We start from the raw sequence: 19,712 nt of genomic DNA, 5'->3' as shown, positions 1-19,712 counted from the left end.
TGTCCCTCATCTCTCGTCGACGACGGCAGGCGACCACGCATGCGGGATCAGCATCCGTGGCTCTCCGCTGCCGTCGGCATCCAGCGCCCAGACATCCGAGTCGCCAGGGGTGTCGTTCGGCACCCCGTAGAGCAGCGTTTCGTCGTCCAGCCACGCGATCTGGTCGTCGATGTTGCGCGTTTCGGCATCCAGCACCGTCACGGTGCCGGATGCGATGTCGTACACCGCCGGGGTCCAGTGCACGCTGGGGCCGGCGCCGCCGGTCACCCTCTTGAAGGCGATCTGCGTGCCGTCGGGCGAGAGCGACGGGCACTCGACGCCTTCGAGCACAGAGGTCATCGTCCTGGTCGCGATGTCGCCTTTCACCAGGTACGTCGTTCCCATCGTCGTCATGCCGACGGTGGCATAGAAGGACGTATCGTCGATGAATGTGACTCCCCAGTAGTTGCGGTCGATCGGCGTGCTCGGCTCGCCGTCGACGACCAACGACCACTCCTCGAGGCTGCCGAAGCTCTCGCCGTCGGCGACGCGATGGATCACCGTCTCGGTCGAGAAGCCGATCGATGCGTAGGCGTGCCCTGTGACGAACGAGGTGGTGGCGACGAGTGAGCCGTCCGGCGAGAACCGGGTGCGGCTGGGTACCCCTGGCAGCGCCCATTCGAGCCGCTGACTCTCGCCGGCTGCGTCGTAGAGGCGGGCGTCGTAGCTCGGCGTGATGCCGCGCTCGGAGCGCAGGCAGGAGATCGCATCGGCGGTCGCGGCGACCCGGTCGCAGACGAGGTCGAGTACTGCGCGCGCGCCGTCGGGTCGAGCGAGAGGGACGCTGGCCACGTGCCCGTAGCCCTCGCCGGCGGCCGTGTTGCGGAACAGGATCTGCGCGTCGTCCGTCACATCCGCAGGAGCGGTGGTCTCGGCAGCCGACGGCATGCTCTGCCGGTGTTGATACTGCGCCCAGGCCGAGACTCCGATGCCGACGGTCGCGCCGAGTGCGACCACCGACACGAGGCTGATCAGCCACCATTTGAGCCGCGCCGTCACGTTCTCGGCTCCGCTTCGACGGGTTCCGCGTCGATGGGCTCCGCCTCGATGCGTTCCACGTCGGTGTGATCCGGGTCAGCTGTCGCCTCCGCACGAGGAGCGGAGAGCAGCGGGCGCAGCAGCAGCGCTGCGAGCGGGATCGCGACGATCAGCGCTCCCGCCACGATCAGCATCGATGCCTCGCGACCGACGTGGAACCAGAGGATTCCGAAGCCGGCCGCGGAGAGGAATCGGCTGAGTGCGACGACGGTCTGTGCAGCCGCGATGCCGGTGCCGTGGGTTTCGGGCGTGGTCAGCTGCGCGGCGAGCGCTGCGAGCACACCGTCTGTCGCCGCGTAGAACGCGCCGAGCAGTACAAGGCAGAGCACGGTGGCTGCGGCATCAGCGATCGGCAGGGCTGCCGCCAGATACGCCCCCAGTATTCCGGCGTGGCCATATACGAAGACCCGTGCCCTGCCGATCCGGTCGGCGAGACGCCCGAGCGGGATGGCCAGTGCGAGGAAGGCGATGTTCGTGCCGACGTAGAGAAGCGGGAACCATTGGGCGGCGAAGTCGTTCCGTGCCTGCAGCGCCAGATAGACGAACCCGTCGCCGATGGTCAGCAGCCCGAGGATGCCGGCGGCCGCGAGCACACGACGCATCGGGCCCGATGTGACGACGCCCCAGGCGAACTTCGGACGCGGGGTGTTCGTTGCTCGCGCGTCTGCGGCGTCGCGACGTCGTGCGCGCACGTTGGGCACGAACAGCCCGAGGATCGTCACACCGATCACCGCGAACGCGAGCGAGGCCGCGAAGATCGTGCCGTAGCCGTCGGGAATCAGCAGCAGGATGAAGAAGGCGAGCAGAGGGCCGATCGCAGCGCCGATGTTGTCCAGCATCCGATGCACGCCGAAGGATGTGCCGAGACTGTCGGGCCGCGATGAGGCGGTGATCACGGCATCCCTCGGCGCCGTCCGGATGCCCTTGCCGATGCGATCAGCCGAGATCACGGCGGTCAGCGCGGCGAAGCCGGTCGCGAAGAGCAGCCCGATGCGCGCGACCGCGGCGAGGGCGTATCCCGTGAATGCGACCCACTTGGGCCGGCCGATGCGGTCGGACGTATAGCCGCCGGCGATGCGCACGAGCGCGCTGACGCCCTGATAGAAGCCGTCGAGCACGCCGAACGCGATCGTCGACATCCCGAGAAAGCCCGTCACGTAGAGGGGGAGGATGGCGGCGACCGATTCGGAGGAGATGTCGGTGAGCATCGACACGATGCCGAGCGTGACGACAGTGGACGAGACCGTGCGCCTGCCAGGTTGGCGCCTTGCGCCGTCCGGCGATGACGGTTCGGCCTGTTTGGGCTTGTTGGAGAAAGAGATGTACACCGTCACTCCGTCCGCAGCACGCCGAAGATCGTGTACAGGTTGCCGGTGCCCGAGGCGCCGACGCTCAAAGTCAGCGATTCGTAGTCGCCGCTGAATGCGACGGTCTCGTCGTCCGTGGGCACCGCGCGCAGTCCGAGCGAGGTCCACAACGCTCGGTAGTGCTCGCGGATCGCGTCCGGAGTCTGAGCGGAGGACGCCACCAGGCTGAGCTGCATGACAGCGCCCTCGGTGGCGATCGAGCTCGAGACGACGTTCGAGTCGCGCATCGGGTCGGCGACGCCGTCCGGGAAGCCCTTCACCATACCCCCGCTGCGCGATCCCGGTTCGGGCAGGGGTGCGGTGATGAGCGGTTCGGCCGGTTCGAGCGGCGGAAGGCCGTTGCGCGGAGCTTCGGTCGGTGGCTGCACCTCTGATCCTGTCGTCGGCGTCGCTCCTGGCAGTGGCCCGGACGTCGGTGCCGCGGCCGGGGTCGACGACGCGGCCGGAGCGGCTTCAGGCCGTCCGGCCGCTGTGAGCGCGGCTACGACGATGAGTGCGCCGACCACGAGCACTCCGACCACTGCGATCGCTGTCTTCATGGCCGGCGTGAGCGCCGGTCGAACGTCATTCTCTGTCATCGCTACCGCCTCCCCGCGGCTGTTGATGCTCTTCGTGAGCCGGTGCGCGATCAGGTCGCGCGGGCTCGCCTGCCCCTCATCAGTAGGCACCCTTCGGAGTGATCATCACCCTGGCCGTGCGCCACATGATCTGCAGGTCGGTGATCACTGACCAGTTCTCCACGTAGCGCAGATCGAGGCGGATGCTCTCGTCCCAGCTGAGATCGCTGCGCCCCGAGACCTGCCAGAGTCCGGTGATTCCCGGCTTGATGTACAGCCGGCGAGAGACGGTGCCGTCATAGTCGCTGACCTCGCTCGGCAGCGGCGGCCGCGGGCCGACGACGCTCATGTCGCCCAGGAGTACGTTCCAGAACTGAGGCAGCTCATCGAACGACAACTTGCGCAGCACCTTTCCGACGCGGGTGATGCGCGGGTCGTCCTTCAGTTTGAACAGGAGCCCTGCCCCGTCGTGCTGCGCTTTGAGCGCGGCGAGCTTCTGCTCGGCATCGGCGTGCATCGAACGGAACTTGACGATCTGGAACGGCTTCCCATCCCGGCCCACGCGTTCTTGAAAGAAGAACACGGGGCCGGGAGAATCCAGTTTGATCAGCAGCGCCAGCGCCGGGGTCATCACGATGATCGGGACCAGTGCGATGGCGGACACGACGACGTCGAGGGCGCGCTTGAGAAGGTGCTTCGCGCCCTCATAGGTCGGGATCTGCACCTTGATCAGCGGCAGGCCATCGACTGGAACGAACGAGAGGCGAGGCCCGGCGACATCGGCGAGGCGGTTCGAGAGCACGAGTTCCGCTGCTGTTCCCTCGAGCTCCCAGCTGAGGCGCTTGACGAAATCGGGATCCCGTTCCGGACGGCCGGCGACGATGATCGTGTCGGCGTTGAGCTCGATCGCGACCTGCGCCACCGTGTCGTAGTTGCCGAGTACCGGCACGCTCGAGTGGTCGAGTTGCAGTTCGCGGGCGTTGCCGTCGAGCAGCGTGGCGCCGACGACCTGGTATCCGCCCGTCGCGCTCGGGTGCAGAGCGCGTGCCACGTACTCGACCTCATCGCGGTTGCCCACGACCAGGGTTCGGGAGGTGAATCGGCCATGGCGGCGCTGGTTGCTCAGCCAGCGCCGCCACGACCACCGACTCATCAGAAGGCCGAGCAGGCCCATGGGGAGGGTGATGAGCACGGTGATCCGCATCGAGTCCCAGTCGAGCAGCACGGCCACGAACGCCATCATTCCGATGGCGAGGCCCGAGGCATGCGCAATGCCCCTGTACTCGGCGGTACTCGAACCGAAGAGCGCCGTGACACTCGTGCGCATGACGAGCAGCGTGGCGAACCACACCGTCGCCAGCAGCACACATCGCATCGCGACATTCATCGGTGGTTCACCCAGATGCAGCTGGAATGCCGCGGCGACGCCAGTGGCGATCGCGATCACGGTTGCGTCCGTCGCGCCGAGACGGACGCGGTGCGCCCGTTCCCAATGCAGACGGCGCTCCAGCGTCGCCGAGATACGCGGCATCGAAGCCGTGATCGTCTCGACCCGGACGCGCGGAACAGGGGCCGAGAGAACGGCCGATTCCTCGCGTGTCAGACTCAGAGCATCGTCGACGGAAGTCATATCCGTCGAGCCCTGAATGTACGCAAATATCCCCAGTGCGACATTATTTCCCCAGTTACATCCCCAGCCCGCACGTCCCACACGCACGGGTCATCCGTCATCGCAGACTTCGCGATGCTGCTCGACGGCGTGACCCCAGATCACGTTGTGCGTGCCGATTCCCAGCGGCACTCACTGTCTTGCAGTTCGGATGCTGGTCACATTAGCGGAACCCGCGCCCGAAGGAAAGACACAAAATGGTGTTTCCACGAAATCGCTTGCCGGCGAATCAGCGCAGTACTTCGACAAGCACGACCCAGGACACGACGATCGCGGCGATTACCGCCAGTAGGGACCCGGCCGCTGTGAGGACGAGTCCGCTTGAGCTTCCCAGTACCAACGCGACTCCCGCCGCGATGTATGCCGCGACCGGCAACCACCCCAGCATTGATTTCGCGAAGCGTGCGCGCTGCTCCGGCGTTGGATCGCTCGCGATGGTGCGCGTGGCGTGCAGTTGGAACGCTCCGGCTGTGAGGGCGCCGATGATGACGACGATTCCGTACCAGGTCAGGTCGAGTTCCGGGATGAGGCCGACAGCGGATGCCACGAGAGCGAGCACCAGCGAAGCGATGGCCGCGCCCAGCCGGGCTGTGAGCGTGCCGGCGCGGATGATCTTGTCGATGTTGACGCTCGCCGCGACGATGACGAGTCCCGCGAGCGCGGCGTTCGCGCCCGCCATCGCGACATTGAAGTCGCTCCAACCCGCCAGCGCGTCGGTCATGCACTCAGATTACGGTGCAGCACAGATGCGGAACAGCCCGCTGCCGACGAGCACTGCTGCCCGCCGCCGGATCTCGCAGATAGCCAGGGTTCTACTGCTCCCCACAGCGCTGGGTGACGCCGCTGGGCTCTACCGCCCGCCCGCCACTTACGCCGACCGAGCCATTCGCGCGTCGGCGCTGTCAGCGGGCATGTTTCTCCAGTGCGGCCACTCGGGTGGTGGATCCCACGCCCAACGGATCGCCGATCGGCTGGTGAGGGGGATCGGCTCCGAGTCGTCACCGACGCCGACACCGACTCCGCCGCGTCTGCCGGGTGGATGGAGCATGAATTTGCCAAGTCCTTCACGCGTGATCTTCCACCCGTTGTTATGAAGCAGCATGTGGTGATGTCGGCAGAGCAGAATGCCGCGGTTGATGTCGGTGAGCCCCAGATCGTCATGCCAATGGTCGCAGTGATGCGCTTCGCAATAGGAAGCCGGGACGCGACATTCCGGGAACATGCATCCGCCGTCGCGAACGGCCAGCGCGACGCGCTGTTTCGCGGTGAACAGTCGTTGCTCGCGACCGACATCAAGGGGGTTGCCGCAGCTGTCGACGGTGACGCTCCGGCTGCCGACGGTGCACAGGTTTCGGTCGACCACGCTTCCGGGAAGTGCATCGCCGCGATCTTCCAGGTGTCCGGTGGCGAGCATCCGTCCGAACGCATCGCGCGCGCCGACGGCACCGTCGACCGTGACGATTCTGATCCCCGGCTGGCGGGCGCCGTACACGTCCGCAGCATTGGCGAGTGCCCCGGCGCGCAGGATGTCCGTGAACAGGTCGTAGGCGAGCTGGTCGTTCGTGCGCGGATCGTCCACAAGCACGCTCGCCGCCGCGCGTTCCTCATCGGTCATGAATCTCGGTCCGCCCCGGCGGGGGCGCATCGCCGCATCCCTGATCGAGTCGAGCCACGCAGCAGTTTCGTCGTCGGAGATGATGTGCGTGTGATGCTGCCCATCCGTGTTGCGCCACGACCGCCACGACCGGGCGGCGTACGAGCGCTCGAATCTTTCCTGCACGCCTTGCGGATCCAGGGTATCGCGCACCTGTCGCGCGCGACGCGCGAGCTCTTCGACTGCCATGTCAGCGGCCTCTGCCACCAGTTGCGCCGCGGCGAGTGACCATACCTCGATCATCGCGTCCGTCGGGCTATCGGCGCCGTCGCGGGCGGGCGGCTGGCCCATTCCTCGGAGGATCGCATCGTGCTGCGCTGGCGTGATCTTGCCCTCGAACAACGCCTGTCGCAATGGCTCGTGCCACGGCATCCGGACGTCGTGATCGTGCGGCGGCGCACCCGTGCCGGCCGTTGGACCCGCACCGCCATCGCCGCCGGGTGACCCCGCATGCGGCCCATCGGCATCCCACGCCGCCGCTCCTTCACCGGTGGCGCCGTTCGCGGCACCCGCCCCCGCATCGGCGCCCGACCCGTCGGCATCTGACGCCCCGTGGCCTGTTCCGTCGCCCCAGCTGTCGCCGCCCCAGTCCGGTTCGGTGTCGCCGCCTCCGCCGCTCGCGCCCCAGCCGCTTGCGCCTGAAGCATCCCCACTGCGGTAGCCCGCACCTGCAGCGTCCGCGCCCTCGATCAACGACTCGCCCAACCGCACGGCGCGCGCCGCGTCTGTGCGCGTCCCGCCGACGATCGACTGCACCAGCGACACCGCATTGCGGTGTCCGTGCGCCGCCGCCAAACCGGAATGCCCGGCCTCGCGTCGCGACCGCTCTGCGACCACTCCTGCGCCGACCGTCAGCATCCGCTCGGCGCAGTTCGCAACGGCTGCCGCGCCGGCCAGTGCACCGACGACCGCGTCGTCGTCGAGCCTGCGCATGGCCGTCAGCAGGACGTCGATATCGACGTCACCCATGCGCGATTCCAACCCCTCAAGGGTGTCGCGCATCTCGCTGAAAATGGCCATACTTCATCGTGGCAGACGTCACGGACATTCGAACAAAGATTCGCCAAACTGTGGAAAGATCACCGCGGTCACGACGCAGCGGGCGGGATCACGGCCCCCGTCGACCCCTATTCCGCCGCGCAGATCCGGTACGGCCCGCTGTCGACGAGCACCTCGGTCGCGCACTCCTGCCCGGTGAGCCGGGGCACGCCGTCCATCGCCGGGGCGTCGAACAGCCCGACGTGAGCACCGGTGAGCACGATCGGTGCGACCGCCACGCCCCACGGCTGCGCGGCGAGCCACTCGACGTCGTTCGCCTCTACCCACTCCTTCAGCGGTGCCACGGCCGCGCGCTGCGTCTCGAGCGTCAACCAGGGTCGCTGCGTCGCCGCGACCGCGTGCATCGCGGCGCCCGCACCGACCCCGAGCACGACGACGCCCGAAGCGACCGCCGCGACGACCTGGACGATGCGAAGGCGCTGTGCGCGCAGCATCCGCTGGGCTCCCCATACCGCGCAGGCGGCGATGATCGGGAAGAACGCGAACACGCCGGGGGCAGGATGCCGTACCCACAGCGGCAGGTGCGACGCCGTGGCCCACCATGCGACGAACGCGAGCGCGCCGACCGCTGCTGCCGATACATAGACCAGCACGCCAGACGAGGATCCGCGCGAGACCCACAGGCCGCCGACGATGAGAACCAGCGAGGCCACCGCCACAGTGACCGCAGCCCACACCGGCAGCGACCACGATTCCGCGAGCGTCGTGATCTTCTGCACCACGGTGGTGGGCTCGCCGCCTTGCCCGCCGCTGCGGACGAACGCGACCAGCGCACGCAGGTGGTCGATGAAGCCGTCGAAGCCGAACGTCAGGAGTGCCGCGAGCTCGAACAGGAACGTCGGCAGCGCCACGAACAGCAACGGCACCAAAGAGCGTCGCACGAATGCGCCCACGCGCGCCCACCCCGAACCGGGAGCGAGCAGGAACAATGCCACGGCGAACGCGGGCAGAGCGAGCAGCGCGATGAGCTTCGCCTGCACGGCGAGGCCGACCAGCAGACCTGCGAGCCATGCGCGTCGCGGCAGTACGACGAGCGCCCAGACGAGCAACGCCGCCGCGGGGATCTCGCCGAGCAGATCGGCAGGCCCTTGAATGGGCGAGATGCCCGCTGAAGTCGTGAACGCGAGCGGCACGGCGACGGCGACGAGCGCGGCCCAGCGTCCGCCGATGCGGCGGCCGAGCACCCAGAGTCCGGCGAGCAGCAGCGCCCAGTACGCGAGCGGGACCAGTCGTGCCGCCAGAACGGGATCGAGGCCGGTGGCGAGGAGTGCAGCGACCGGCAGGAGCACGGCCGGGCCTGTGGAGATCCGTGCGTCGAACAGCGTGATCGTCGACCCGGAGAGGGCGCCGTCGCTGGCGTAACCGAGGCCGGCGAGCAGATTGCGCGGCACGGTGAGGTTGAGGGCCTCGTCTTCCCAGAACCGCCAGACGGTGAGGCTCTGCCACGTTACGAGCACATGCGCGATCAGCAGTGCTGCGGCCAGCACCCAGAAGACGACGGAACGCGCCTTGCTCATGTCAGTCGGCGGACCCTGGTCGTCGGATGCTGCGCAGCGGCGCCGATGGACGCAGCGACAGCGTCCACGCCTCCTGCAAGGCGGTGACAGCGAATTGACGCAGACGCTTCGGCGGCAGTCGAACCCCGGCAGCGCGCCCCCACATCGTCCCGCTGGCTGATTCCCCGCGCCGCGGGATGCTGGCCACCCGCACGTAGCGCACGACGAAACCGCCGCGGGCCTCGGCGAGCGAGAAGTGCACGTGCGGCACGCTCACGTCGGCGGGTACGGCATCGATGAGCGTCTGGAGCGCGGCGGGGCGATAGGCGCGCAGGGGAGTGTTGACGTCGGGGATGCGACGGCCGGATGCTGCGGCGATCAGCAGCCCGACAGCAGCGGTGAGCACCTTCCGGTACCAGGGGTCGGTGCGGCCGTCGCGCACGCCGTGCACGACATCGGCTCCGGTCGACTCCGCAGCGGTGATGAGCCGTACGAAGTCGGCGCCGAGGAACTGGCCGTCGCCGTCGACGTGTACCAGCAGATCAGGCTCGATCGCCAGCCCTGCGCGGTATGCGGCCAGCGCGGTCGGGCCGTGGCCGCCGTTGGCGGGCTGAGTGCGCACCTCGACGTCGGCCACGTCGTCGAAGACACGGGCGGTGTCGTCGGTGGAGCGGTCGTCAGCGATGACGAATGAGACGCGTGCGGCGAGCGGTGAGACGTGGTCGCGGATCTCGTCGATGAAGCCACGGATGCCTTCGGCTTCGTTGTATGCCGGCATGACGATGGCGAGATGGGAGAAGGTCAAGAGGTTCCTCGGCGGGCGTGTGCGGCGAGAGTACGCGCACGAAGTAGCCTAGTGGAGTGAAGATCCCTGCCCGTCTGCGCCGCCTCGTGGGCGTGGGAAGCCGGTTCCTCGTGGTCGGTGCGCTCAGCACGGTCATCGAGATCGCCGTGTTCAACCTGCTCGTGTTCGTCTTCGGCTGGGACCTCGTCGTCGCGAAGATCGTCGCCTCTCTCGTCGCGCTGGTCAACGCCTACATCGGGAACCGGGAGTGGACGTTCAGGCACCGCGATCGCCGCGGACGGGTCTCCGAGCTCGTCCTGTTCCTGGGCGTGAACCTGGCATGCACGCTCCTGGGCGCCGCGCTCGTCTGGCTCGGAGTCGAGGCGTTCACCCAGCTGCGCGGTCATGCGCCTGGCGCGCTCGCGCTCAACATCGTGAACCTCATCAGCATCGTGATCGTCGTGCTGATCCGGTTCGTTCTGTACCACAAGGTGGTCTTCCGGGGCGCGCCCGCGAGCTGAGGGCGCACTCCGCCGCTTCGCCTTTGTCGAAGCGTGCACGACGCCCCCCCGCTCGCTGAGCCTGTCGAAACGCCGGACTACGCCTTGGTCTTCACGCGTGCGCGTGCCCGCGGCTTCGACTCCGCCTGAGTGAGCTCGACGGGATCCTGCCCGTGCTCCATGGTCGAGCCGTACGTGTACGAGCCGTAGCCGTAGCTGTCCGGTCCCTTGGTCGGCAGCATGGTCACGACGACGCCGAGCAGGTTGACGCCGGCGGTCTCGAGCGTACGGATCGCGCCGGAGAGCTCAGGCTTGCGCGTCTTTCCGGATGCGGCGGCCAGGATGACGCCCCGCGTCTTCTTGCCGATGACGGCGGCGTCGGTGACGAGCAGCAGCGGGGGAGCGTCGATGAGGATGTAGTCGAAGTACTCCTCCAGCGGTGTGAGCAGGCGGTCCATGGCCGCAGAGCCCAGCATCTCGCTCGGGTTGGGCGGCACGGGGCCGCTGGGAAGCACGTAGAGCTCGTTCGTGCCCCACTTCTGCAGCGCTTCCGACACCTCGACCTGGCCGATGAGAACGCTGGTGAGCCCGACGCCGCCTTCGATGCCCATGTAGTCGGCGACGCGGGGGAGGCGGAGATCGCCGTCGATCAGCGCGACACGCGCGCCGGTCTCTGCCAGAGCGATGGCGAGGTTGGCCGTCGTGGTCGACTTGCCCTCACCCGGCCCTGCGCTCGAGACGACAAAGGTGCGCGAGTCGCTGTCGATGTCGAGGAACTGCAGGTTCGTCCGCAGCGACCGGAACGACTCGGCGCGGGGACTCCGTGGGTCGGCGTGCACGATCAGCGGGCGCTTCTTGGCGTCAGGGTCGTAGGCGATTCCGCCGAGCATCGGCCTGTCGGTGACGAGTTCGAGGTCATGCAGCGTGTGGATGCGGGTATCGAGCACCGTGCGCAACACCGCGAAGGCGATGCCGGCCGCAAGACCGAGCAGCCCGCCCAACAGGATGAGGAGAGGAACGTTCGGGCTTGTCGGCGCCGTCGGCTTCGCGGCCGGGTCGGTGATGGTGATCTGCACGGGGCTCGCCCCGCCCTCTGTCTCGGGGCGCTCGAGGTCGTTCTGCACCACCTCGGCGAAGCTCGTCGCCGTCTGATCGGCGATCTTCGCGGCGAGTGCAGGATCGGTGTCTGTGACGGAGATGTCGATCAGCACCGTGTTCAGCGCGGTGGTCGCCGTGATGCGCGACGCGAGTGCTGATGCTGACACGTCGAGGTCGAGTTCTTCGATCACCGGATCGAGCACGAGCGCCGTGCCGATCACGTCGACATAGCTGGTGACCATCTGCCGTGCGAAGGTCGTCCCTTGCACGAGATCGCCGGTCGCGGCGCCTTCGGTGCGCACTGACACATACAACTGGGTCGAGGCCACGTACTTGGGGGCCTGTGAGAAGGCATACGCGGCGCCACCGGCGAGGCCGACGAGCAGCAGCACGAGAATGATGATCCAGTTCTTGTGCAGGATGCGTATATAGTCGCGAAGTTCCACGCGGTCTGGTCCCTTGAGTTGAATGTCAGTGGTGTACGAAAAAGCTTCAGTCATTGTTCCATAGGCTTCTGCGGCGCTGCGGCGCTGCGGCTGCCGGCACGTCGTGCGGACGCGCGCTACGCCCCATAGGCCCCGTATACGCCGTAGCCCGCGCGGTCGGCGCCTCTGGTCGGGAGCATCGTCACGACGGTGCCGAGCACCTTCGCTCCCACCTTCTCGATGGTCGCTTCGGCGTCGGCGAGACGATTGGCGCGGGTCTTTCCCGCTGCGGCGACGAGGATCGCGCCTTGCGTCTGGCGGGCCAGCACCGCAGCATCCGTCACGAGGCCCACGGGCGGAGAATCGATGATGATGATGTCGAATGCGGCCTTCAGATCATTGAGCAGGGCGATCATCGCGGTTGATCCGAGCAACTCCGCCGGGTTCGGCGGAACGGTGCCGGCGGGCAGGATGAACAGCGCGCCGCGTCCCCAATGCTGCAGGGTCTCACTGGCGGTCGCGCGCCCGATCAGCACTTCCGTCAGTCCGACGCCGCCCTCTATCGAGAAGTAGTCGGCGATGCGCGGCAGTCGCAGGTCGGCGTCGATGAGTGCCACCCGCGCGCCGGATTCGGCAAACGTGATCGCGAGGTTCGCGGTCGTGGTCGATTTTCCTTCACCGGGACCGGCACTGGTGACGGTCAGAGCCATCGAGCCCTCGCCGAGATCGAGGAACTTCACGTTCGTGCGCAGGGAACGAAATGCCTCTGCACGGGGATCCCGCGCGTCGGCAGTCACCACTAACGGACGCTTTTTCGCCTCGGGGTCGAGCGCGATGCCACCCAGCGTCGGCGCGGACACCGCACGTTCGACGTCGTCGATCGTACGGATGCGGTTGTCGAGCACCGCGCGCAGCACAGCGACAGCGATTCCGCCGGCGAGCCCGAGCAACGCGCCGAGTGTCACCGTCAGTGGAATGTTCGGAGCCGCGGGGGAGACCGGCACAGAGGCCGCTTCGAGCGTGTCAATGCGCACGAGACTTGGCCTCGCATCGACAGGCCGTTCCAGTTGCTCGGCGACGACGGTGGTGAAGCTGTCGCCGATCGCATTCGCGATGCGCGCGGCCTGAGCGGGATTGTGGTCCGAGACCGTGAGGGTGATGGCGGTACTCGTCGGCGATGCCGTTGCGCTCACCCTTGAAGACAGCTGCGCAACAGTGGAATCAAGACCAAGGCTGTCGATGACAGGCTGCAGCACGAGTGAACTCGGGATGATGTCGACATAGCTGGTGACGGCCTGCTGGGCATAGCCGCGCGCGAGATTGAGCTCAGCCGGCGTCGCCGCATCGCCGGCCTGCGCAGACACGAGCAGCTGCGTCGATGTGCTGTACCTGGTGGGAGTCGTCAGCGCGACGAGCACGCCGATGCACAGGCCGATCAGGGTCAATGAGATGAGGAGGACGAGGTTGCGTCGCAGAAGGCGCACATAGTCCTGGACGGTCATCGCGCTCCCAGTTCTTCGGATGTCGTCGGCGGCCGCCGGGTATCTTTAGAGAGAATAGTCCACTGCGGCGCCGGTGATGGCGACTACACGCATTCCAGAACGGTGAGTCCATGTCTGTGAGCAACGAGGTGCCCGATCTCGATAAGCCGGCGCGCGCCTTAAGCGAGTCCTCGCGACCAGATCCACTGCTGGAGGCGCTCGTGGGGCATCCGCGCGAAGAATCTCGCGCGCCCGGCGCGGGGGCGGACGCAGTCCGACTCGTGAATCTGGTCGATTCGGCGGTCGTGAACAGCTCGCCGTCGGTCATCTATGTCGGATCCGCGAAAGGCTCGAAGGGGAAGAAGCACCGCGGGCATAGACGCGTTGACTGGGTTAACACGACCGTCGGTGCGATTGCCGTTGCTGTGGTCGCCGCGACCGCAGCATTCACCGGAGTGCAAGTCGCGAGCGCTGATCCGGCGGCTGACGCGATCGAAGTTCTTACCGCAGATGAGGCGTCGCTGGCGGGAGCGGAGAAGTCGCTCGTGACATCGACGACGGCACTCGATGCGAGCATCGCCACACAGCTCGCCGACGCCGCTATTATCCGTACTGCGCTGAACGAAATGGCAGCGACCGAGGAGCGTACGGAGACTGCCGACCCGGCGGCTCTCACGGCGGCAGTTCAGGCGGTCGATGCGTATCGCACCGCGCTCGAACAGGCGGTCGTGCCGACTGTGCCCGCCGCGTACGAACGCGGCGCCATCGACGAAGATTCACTCGCGAGTGTGGCCGACGCGATCGATCGGGTGCAAGAAGCGTCGACCGCGTTGGACGCCGCGTCCGACGAGTTGCGCACCGCGCGCACCGCGATCGATGCACTGACAACAACCTTTACGGGCCAGCTCGCGACCTTTGCAGGCACTCTTACGGCCTACGCGACTGCCGAGAACGAGGCATACCCGGCCGCCGGCCAAGAATTCAGAGATGCCGTCACCACGGCAGCGACGTCGGTGACAGCCACTCCGCTGAACGGTGCCTCCGGCGCGGCTGCCCTCATATCTTTCCGCGACGCCGTGCTCGCGCTGCGTGATGAGGATCGGCGCGTAAGGGAGATCGAAGAAATGGAACGTCAACAGTCACAGAACAACAACTGGCCACCTACGCAGGAGACACCTCCAGCGGATTCTGGAGCGACTGACCCTGACACTACTGATCCAGGGGTCACAGATCCTGGCGCCACGGATCCCGGCGTGACCGACCCCATCGAAAACGAGGTTCCAGCAAGCTGAGCGTTCTGAACGAACTTTCATGCGTAGCGCGGAGCAACGGTGCGCCTTTCAGGTCCAGTTGTGTGCCAACATGGAGTCGAATTAGCAATCAGCTGAATGGACCTCGGGGGTCCAGAGGTTGCGCAGCAGGGGTGCTGCATTGGCGAGGGGCAGTTAACGGTGGACTCAGCAGATAGCAGCAGCATGCGCACGGATACGGGATCGATCACGATCCTGTCGGTCGCGCAACGTCGACGACGAATCGCCGCAGCCATCGTCGACAGCCTTGCGTGGATCGTAGGCATTCTCGCGGCCGTGGTGTTGCGGTTCGAGTTTGAACCGTCGGCAACCGGCTGGATAGCTACGCTGGTTCTGGCACTCGTTGCGGCTGGGACGCAAATCGTCGTGGGTTACTTCCTTGCGTTCTATCGTGGCCGATTCACCTACGGCTCGTTCGAGGAGGTGCGCACTCTTGGGCTGGCCGTGACAGCCCAAGCATTCGTTCTGGCCGTCCTTGTCATGACAGTGGGCCCCTTCGTCAATATCCCACGAGGCACGGTCATCCTCGCTTTCCCCTTCGTGCTGTTAATGATGTTCGGGGTGCGTTATCTCTCGCGCCTGCTACTGGAACGCAACCGTAAGCCAGGCGACGCCGCCGAGCCTGCGTTGATCATCGGCGCCGGTTACCTTGGCGACACACTTCTTCACAACATCACGACCGACCCGACCTCGCCTATCCGTGCAGTCGGCATTCTCGACGACGACCCTGCGAAGAAGAACCTGCGGTTGCGTGGGGTGCCGGTCGTCGGTCGCACTAGCCAGATCTCCGCAGCCGTCGAGCGCACTGGCGCGACGACAGCTGTCATAGCGATCGGTCGTGCCGACAGCACGCTGCTTCGACGTCTTACTGACGCTGCGGCCGCCGCCGGTCTGACGGTTTCGGTCACCCCTACGCTGTCGAGTCTGGTGAGTGGTGAAGAGTCAGCGGCGGATGTGCGAGATATCAGTATTGAAGACCTGATCGGCCGCCATCCAGTCGACACCAATGTTGAGCTCATCGCGGGCTACGTCACCGGCCGGCGCGTGCTCGTTACCGGCGCTGGCGGGTCGATCGGATCGGAATTGTGTCGACAATTGGCGAAATTCGGCCCGAGCGAGCTCATCATGCTCGACCGCGATGAGACTGGTCTGCAGCTGGCGCAGCTGGGCACGTCCGGTCATGGGCTTCTCGACACCAATGATGTCGTGCTCGCCGACATCCGCGAGAACGAGACGCTCACTGAGATCTTCGCCGATCGTCGACCCGAGGTCGTGTTCCATGCGGCCGCGCTGAAGCATCTGCCGATGCTCGAGCAGTACCCGGACGAAGCGTGGAAGACGAACGTGCTCGGCACTCTCAATGTGCTGAGAGCAGCTCAGGCTGTCGGCGTCGACACCTTTGTGAACATCTCGACCGACAAGGCAGCCAACCCGACCAGCGTGTTGGGGCACTCGAAGCGTGTAGCAGAGAAGCTCACTGCTTGGGCTGGCGAGCAGACCGGAATGCGCTATCTATCTGTGCGTTTCGGCAACGTGATCGGCAGCCGCGGGTCGATGCTTCCGACATTTAAAACTCTGATCGAAGCGGGCGGACCTCTGACGGTGACGCACCCGGATGTTACCCGCTACTTCATGACGATCCCCGAGGCATGTCAGCTCGTGATCCAGGCGGGCGGGATCGGTCGTGCCGGCGAGGTTCTCATTCTCGATATGGGTGAGCCGGTCTCGATTCTCGAAGTTGCAAAACGCATGATCGCGATGTCGGGTAAGAGCATCGAGATCGTCTTCACCGGACTGCGCCACGGCGAGAAGCTGCATGAAGTTCTCGTCGGCAACAGAGAAGATCTCGAGCGACCGTTCCATCCGAAGGTTTCGCATACGACTGCCGATCCGATTTCGCCGGAACGGCTGGATAAGGCCGGCTGGGAGGCGCGAATGGTCTCGGAACCCCGGAACAACGACACAGCCATCATCGAGCCGCTCGATCTCGGGAAGCGCTGATGAGCGTCGAGCTATGGCTCGCTGGTGGAATCTCGCTCGCTTTGGGCGCGTTGCTGCCCTTCACCATTCGGCCGTTCCTGCGCCGCATTGGTACGGTCGATGTGCCGAACGAACGCTCGTCGCACACCGCCCCGACGTTGCGCGGCGGTGGGCTCGCACCTCTGCTCGCATGGGACGTTGCACTCCTCGCAGCCATCGTCGCGGGTACCGGTGACGTCGCAGCGCTGAGCATCGTCCTAGTCGCGACGAACCTCGCTGCGCTGGTCGGCTTCATCGACGACCTGCTCAGCCTCCGGGCTGGGCTTCGACTGGCTCTGCAGCTCCTGATCGGCCTAGGTACCGGTGCAGCGGTCACCGTCGTGGCCGCCCAGTCGATCTGGTGGGTGATCGTCGGGATGATCGTCGTCGCAGGCTACGTCAACGTCGCGAACTTCATCGACGGCATCAACGGCATATCCGGCGTGCATGGAACATTGGCCGGCGTCGCGTTCCTGATCGCCGGTCTCGCTTCCGACCAGTTATGGCTCGCAATCTCGGGGATTGTGCTCGCCGCGGCCTTCGCTTCGTTCCTTCCATGGAACCTCCGGCGCCCCAGCCTCTTCCTCGGCGACGTGGGAAGCTACTTCCTCGGCGCTGCGGTCGGTGCGAGCGGGCTGCTGTCGCTGGCACTCGGTGTCAGCCCTCTGCTGATTATCCCCGTCGTCGCTCCCTGGCTGGCCGATACTGTCGCCGCCGTCGTTCGCCGATTCATCCGCGATGAAGGGGTGCTCTCCGCACATCGAACGCACGCGTATCAGCGCCTCACCGACACGGGTCTTAGCCACGGCGCCGTCACGCTTGTCGTTGCGGCCTTCAGCGCAGGCTGTGCCTTCATCGGGTTCCTGGCGTGGTGCGCCGTCGTGCCAATCTGGCTCGGCATATCGATCATCGCGTTGCTCTGCGCGATTTATCTGCTACTTCCGCGCTGGCGCGGTTCCCGTTTGCCAGCATCCCCGAATCAACCGCTGGTCGTGACTGCTGCGGTCGTGTCCGCCCCGGCCGCTCCTGGCTCCCGCGAGCGGTGGGCGGTGTTCGGAGCATCCGGTTTTGTCGGCGCCGGCGTCGTCGCGCACCTCCGGGCACGCGGATTCGACGTTCTCGAGTTCCCGGGACCGCGGCTGTCCTTCGATGTGAGCGTGCGTGATGGAGACGCGATCCAGAACGCGGCGAAGCAGGACGCGACCGTTGATCAGCTCGCCGGACAGCTGGTCGGGGTGGATGTAGTCGTCAACGCCGCCGGTGCGGCCTCGCCGGACGCAGACGCGACGCGTGAGCTTTGGGGAGCGAATGCCTACCTGCCCGCTGTCCTCGCGCACGCGAGCCGGCGCGCCGGCTCCGCACGGTTCATCCAGTTGAGCTCGGCCGCTGTCCAGGGCAGAGCACGTCACCTCGATGAGACGCCGCGGTACGCGCCTTTCTCGCCCTACTCGCGATCCAAAACCGAGGGTGAGCTGGCCCTGCTGGCGCTCGCCCGTGCCGAGTCCGCTGATCAGACGGGGATCGTCATCGTTCGCGCCACTTCAGTGCAGGGACCAGGAAGGCCGACGACGCAGAAACTGCGTCGACTCGCATCGTCGCACCTCGCCAGTGTCGCAGCCCCGGGGAATCAGTCGTCGGTCATCAGCGGGCTCCACGGTCTCGCCGCGACGGTTGAGGCGACCGGTGCGGAGCAAGGGGCTGTTTCGGGAATCGTTCTGCAACCCTGGGAGGGGCTGTCCGTTGAGGACGTGTTGACCCTGGCCGGCGATCGGCGGCCCCTGACGATCCCACGATGGATCTGTGCGGTGACGCTCGCCGCGAGCTATATCGCCGGTCGAGTGGCACCGCAGTTCGCAGGCCTGGCCAGACGGCTCGAGATGATGTGGTTCGGACAGAGCCAGGAAGCCGGGTGGGCGGACGGCAGGGTGACGCGCGACGATCAGTGGCTCCGGGACGTTCTTACCACCGGGGAGGATCAGCGTGTCCAGATCTGAGAAGCGTTCGGTCCTGTTCGGTGTGACCATCGATTACCAGCTTCGGTATCACGATGGGCTCTACGAGCGCCTGGCCGATGACGGGTGGGAAGTGCATCTGGTGGCCGGCGATGGCCCGATCGGCGATCGATTCGGTGAACACCCTGGCGTCACCAGGCACGTCCTTGACATGGCTCGCGCGCCGAATCCGGTCGCTGACCTCCGTGGACTGGTGCAATGGATGCGACTTCTGAATCGTGTTCGACCCGACCTCATCGTAGTGGGAACACCCAAGGCGGGCCTTCTCGGCAGCATCGCTGGAATGCTGGCGCGGGTCCCCGGACGCGTGTACGAGCTCCATGGGCTTCGGCTCGAGAGTGCTTCCGGCACGCTACGCGTCCTCCTCCGGACTTTGGAGAAGGTCAGCTGTGCGGCCTCGACGCGCGTCATTGCCGTCGGGGCGTCGTTGCGAGATCGTGCACTCTCAGAACGACTCGCGCCGAGTGCGAAGGTGGATGTTCTCGGCGCCGGCAGCCCCAACGGTGTGGATGTCGAGCGCTTCCGACGCGCGAGTGCGGACACTGTCGCGAAGACCTCGCTCCGCACGGATCTCGGTATCCCCGAGGATGCCCAGGTCGTGTCCTTCGTCGGGAGGCTCACCGCAGACAAGGGGCTGGAAACGCTCACCGTGGCCATGGCAGGGGCGGAGGAGCGAAACAGGGCCTGGCTTCTGGTCGTAGGCGGGATCGACGACCGATCGGGCCTCGAGGGCGAGCAGCGTCTTCGAAAAACCGTGCCGCGCCTCGTGCTCGTCGGAGAGGTCGATGACGTAGCGCCCTACCTCGCGATCTCCGACGTCTTCTGTCTCCCAAGTCGGCGGGAGGGCCTGCCGACCGTCGTCCTCGAGGCCTTCGCCGCCGACGTCCCTGTCGTCGCGACAAGCGCTACCGGAATCGTGGACCTGGTCTCCCACCATGAGACGGGCCGCCTGTCGCCGATCGATGATGGAGCTGCGCTGAAGCGGCAACTGCTCGACGCCTTCGACGATCGTGAAGGTTCTCTGCGGATGGCAGCATCCGCGGCGCAGCTGGTCGCGGACAGGTTCTCGCGAGAGACAGTCCAGCGTGCGTGGACGGATACGCTGGAGCGTATGTGGGCGAGCAAGCATCGATAACGACTGATGCGGCGTAATGGGGTGCGCAACGGCCAACGCGGTCCGCATTGGTATGGGACCGCCGCGATC

The 19,712-nt window shown here is 66.4% G+C and carries 15 protein-coding genes; 5 read left to right on the top strand and 10 right to left on the bottom strand.

Going from position 1 to position 19,712, the window contains the following annotated elements; genetic code table 11:
* Positions 1 to 6: 6 nt before the first annotated feature.
* The 8 genes from ACP7AR_RS08760 to ACP7AR_RS08725 all read right to left on the bottom strand — a co-directional run bounded on the left by ACP7AR_RS08760 (position 7) and on the right by ACP7AR_RS08725 (position 9,684).
* A complete protein-coding gene (locus ACP7AR_RS08760; RefSeq protein WP_426184791.1) occupies positions 7 to 1,038 on the bottom strand; it encodes a hypothetical protein in 1,032 nt (343 codons plus the stop codon).
* Positions 1,035 to 2,405, bottom strand: coding sequence for an MFS transporter (locus ACP7AR_RS08755; protein WP_426184789.1), 1,371 nt, complete (start codon positions 2,403 to 2,405; stop codon positions 1,035 to 1,037). Before ACP7AR_RS08755 ends, ACP7AR_RS08760 begins: the two co-directional genes overlap by 4 nt.
* 2 nt (positions 2,406 to 2,407) lie before the next feature.
* A complete protein-coding gene (locus ACP7AR_RS08750) occupies positions 2,408 to 3,022 on the bottom strand; it encodes a hypothetical protein (protein WP_426184787.1) in 615 nt (204 codons plus the stop codon).
* A gap of 79 nt (positions 3,023 to 3,101) precedes the next feature.
* On the bottom strand, positions 3,102 to 4,631 hold the full coding sequence (locus ACP7AR_RS08745) for a sugar transferase (RefSeq protein ID WP_426184785.1): 1,530 nt from the start codon (positions 4,629 to 4,631) through the stop codon (positions 3,102 to 3,104).
* A gap of 268 nt (positions 4,632 to 4,899) precedes the next feature.
* Positions 4,900 to 5,391 (bottom strand): hypothetical protein, encoded by a 492-nt coding sequence (locus ACP7AR_RS08740; protein ID WP_426184783.1) that lies wholly within the window; start codon positions 5,389 to 5,391, stop codon positions 4,900 to 4,902.
* 147 nt (positions 5,392 to 5,538) lie between these two features.
* Entirely contained in the window at positions 5,539 to 7,344 is a 1,806-nt protein-coding gene (locus tag ACP7AR_RS08735) for a DUF222 domain-containing protein (protein ID WP_426184781.1), read from the bottom strand.
* Positions 7,345 to 7,451: 107 nt separating this feature from the next.
* Positions 7,452 to 8,900 (bottom strand): hypothetical protein, encoded by a 1,449-nt coding sequence (locus ACP7AR_RS08730; protein ID WP_426184779.1) that lies wholly within the window; start codon positions 8,898 to 8,900, stop codon positions 7,452 to 7,454.
* A gap of 1 nt (position 8,901) precedes the next feature.
* A complete protein-coding gene (locus ACP7AR_RS08725; RefSeq protein WP_426184777.1) occupies positions 8,902 to 9,684 on the bottom strand; it encodes a glycosyltransferase family 2 protein in 783 nt (260 codons plus the stop codon).
* A gap of 56 nt (positions 9,685 to 9,740) precedes the next feature.
* Between ACP7AR_RS08725 and ACP7AR_RS08720 the strand changes: the two genes are divergently transcribed.
* The gene (locus ACP7AR_RS08720) at positions 9,741 to 10,184 is read left to right on the top strand and encodes a GtrA family protein (protein ID WP_426184775.1); all 444 of its coding nucleotides are present in this window, start codon (positions 9,741 to 9,743) and stop codon (positions 10,182 to 10,184) included.
* Between the two features lie 77 nt (positions 10,185 to 10,261).
* Here the strand turns inward: ACP7AR_RS08720 and ACP7AR_RS08715 are convergent, their stop codons facing one another.
* Together ACP7AR_RS08715 and ACP7AR_RS08710 are read right to left on the bottom strand one after the other, a co-directional pair.
* Positions 10,262 to 11,707, bottom strand: a complete 1,446-nt coding sequence (locus tag ACP7AR_RS08715) for a polysaccharide biosynthesis tyrosine autokinase (RefSeq protein WP_426184773.1) — start codon at positions 11,705 to 11,707, stop codon at positions 10,262 to 10,264.
* A 116-nt stretch (positions 11,708 to 11,823) separates the two neighbouring features.
* A complete protein-coding gene (locus ACP7AR_RS08710) occupies positions 11,824 to 13,188 on the bottom strand; it encodes a polysaccharide biosynthesis tyrosine autokinase (RefSeq protein ID WP_426184771.1) in 1,365 nt (454 codons plus the stop codon).
* A 110-nt stretch (positions 13,189 to 13,298) separates the two neighbouring features.
* Between ACP7AR_RS08710 and ACP7AR_RS08705 the strand changes: the two genes are divergently transcribed.
* The 4 genes from ACP7AR_RS08705 (at position 13,299) to ACP7AR_RS08690 (ending at position 19,643) form a co-directional block, all read left to right on the top strand.
* Positions 13,299 to 14,459 carry a hypothetical protein gene (locus ACP7AR_RS08705; protein WP_426184769.1) on the top strand — a complete coding sequence of 387 codons (1,161 nt, stop codon included), beginning with the start codon at positions 13,299 to 13,301 and terminating at the stop codon, positions 14,457 to 14,459.
* 183 nt (positions 14,460 to 14,642) lie between these two features.
* Positions 14,643 to 16,478, top strand: coding sequence for a polysaccharide biosynthesis protein (locus ACP7AR_RS08700; protein WP_426184767.1), 1,836 nt, complete (start codon positions 14,643 to 14,645; stop codon positions 16,476 to 16,478).
* Entirely contained in the window at positions 16,478 to 18,490 is a 2,013-nt protein-coding gene (locus tag ACP7AR_RS08695) for an NAD-dependent epimerase/dehydratase family protein (RefSeq protein WP_426184765.1), read from the top strand. Before ACP7AR_RS08700 ends, ACP7AR_RS08695 begins: the two co-directional genes overlap by 1 nt.
* Positions 18,477 to 19,643, top strand: a complete 1,167-nt coding sequence (locus ACP7AR_RS08690) for a glycosyltransferase family 4 protein (RefSeq protein WP_426184763.1) — start codon at positions 18,477 to 18,479, stop codon at positions 19,641 to 19,643. Before ACP7AR_RS08695 ends, ACP7AR_RS08690 begins: the two co-directional genes overlap by 14 nt.
* Positions 19,644 to 19,712 lie beyond the last annotated feature (69 nt).

Source organism: Microbacterium sp. TWP3-1-2b2, from assembly GCF_049896145.1.
In the GTDB taxonomy this organism is placed as follows: Bacteria; Actinomycetota; Actinomycetes; order Actinomycetales; family Microbacteriaceae; genus Microbacterium.
This window is presented reverse-complemented; position numbering and strand designations above follow the sequence as displayed.

Bases quoted from the DNA above. Each gene is read 5' to 3' on its own strand.
- ACP7AR_RS08750 (WP_426184787.1), bottom strand. From the start codon at position 3,022: ATGACAGAGAATGACGTTCGACCGGCGCTCACGCCGGCCATGAAGACA.
- ACP7AR_RS08745 (WP_426184785.1), bottom strand. From the start codon at position 4,631: ATGACTTCCGTCGACGATGCTCTGAGTCTGACACGCGAGGAATCGGCC.
- ACP7AR_RS08740 (WP_426184783.1), bottom strand. From the start codon at position 5,391: ATGACCGACGCGCTGGCGGGTTGGAGCGACTTCAATGTCGCGATGGCG.
- ACP7AR_RS08735 (WP_426184781.1), bottom strand. From the start codon at position 7,344: ATGGCCATTTTCAGCGAGATGCGCGACACCCTTGAGGGGTTGGAATCG.
- ACP7AR_RS08730 (WP_426184779.1), bottom strand. From the start codon at position 8,900: ATGAGCAAGGCGCGTTCCGTCGTCTTCTGGGTGCTGGCCGCAGCACTG.
- ACP7AR_RS08710 (WP_426184771.1), bottom strand. From the start codon at position 13,188: ATGACCGTCCAGGACTATGTGCGCCTTCTGCGACGCAACCTCGTCCTC.
- ACP7AR_RS08705 (WP_426184769.1), top strand. From the start codon at position 13,299: ATGTCTGTGAGCAACGAGGTGCCCGATCTCGATAAGCCGGCGCGCGCC.
- ACP7AR_RS08700 (WP_426184767.1), top strand. From the start codon at position 14,643: ATGCGCACGGATACGGGATCGATCACGATCCTGTCGGTCGCGCAACGT.
- ACP7AR_RS08695 (WP_426184765.1), top strand. From the start codon at position 16,478: ATGAGCGTCGAGCTATGGCTCGCTGGTGGAATCTCGCTCGCTTTGGGC.